Annotated in this window: 1 protein-coding gene; it reads right to left on the reverse strand. The window is 51.3% G+C overall.

Translation table 11 applies throughout. The annotated features are described in order from the left end of the window. Positions 1 to 215: 215 nt before the first annotated feature. A partial coding sequence (locus B3W37_RS03730) for a copper amine oxidase N-terminal domain-containing protein (protein ID WP_483174827.1) occupies positions 216 to 881 on the reverse strand: 666 nt, incomplete at its 5' end.

An 881-nucleotide genomic window follows, 5' to 3' on the forward strand; every position in this document is an offset into this window, starting at 1 on the left:
TGCCAACATCTTCTTATTGTCAATCGCTTCTGGCAAACCTGAAAATCTTTTCTTAAAACGCGATCCCTGCAAAGTAAACAAAAATGAATTCTCAGGGAGATCAATTCCGGGGTTTTTACCATAAAAAAGGCTCAAGCCTCAGCCAGTCACCAAAACCTGAGCCCTTATCATACACCAAATCTCTGACTTTCCCTGTAGATCTCTTTCCCGCCTGGCTATTTAACGATGTCCACTTTCCGTGCCGAGGGGTGCCACATGACATGTGCACCCAGGTTTTCAGCTACATAGCGGATCGGCACCAGAGTCCGCCCTTCCCTGATGGTGGCGGGCACATCCAACCCGGCAACCAGTTGATCCACCGGCAATTCCAAAACCTTGCCTCCCTGGGCAATAACCACAGTGCGGGTTGCCTCCACCCAGTCCACCTGGGCGCCCAGGCTTTCAGCCACAAATCTCAGGGGCACCATGGTGCGGCTGTTGATGATGGTGGCGGGCACATCCAGGTATTGCTCGGTTTCGTTTACTTTCACCGCTGTCAGGTCGATGCCCAGACTGATTTTAAGCAATCCTGTGGCTTTGACTACGCCGTAATAGCTGAAACTGTCGGTGTAGAAAGTGAAGTGCTTGGTCACCGGGTCATAAGCACCTCCCAGTTTGACTATCGTAATGTTGCCGGCCTCATCCTTCTCATACCTTACCGCACACAGTTCAGCCACATCCGCCTCAGTCAGTCCGGCTGCGGACAGGTCCACAGTGATCTTAATGGGTTCGTTGAAACTATCCATTTTTGTCCTACCGGGATTGCCGCTTGCGTCGATGGTAGTGACTTCCGCGGTGAATTCCATAATTTTTCCGCCGATATCAAAGATGCCGCTGCTTTC

It is taken from the genome of Syntrophomonas sp. UBA5494 (assembly GCF_002426325.1).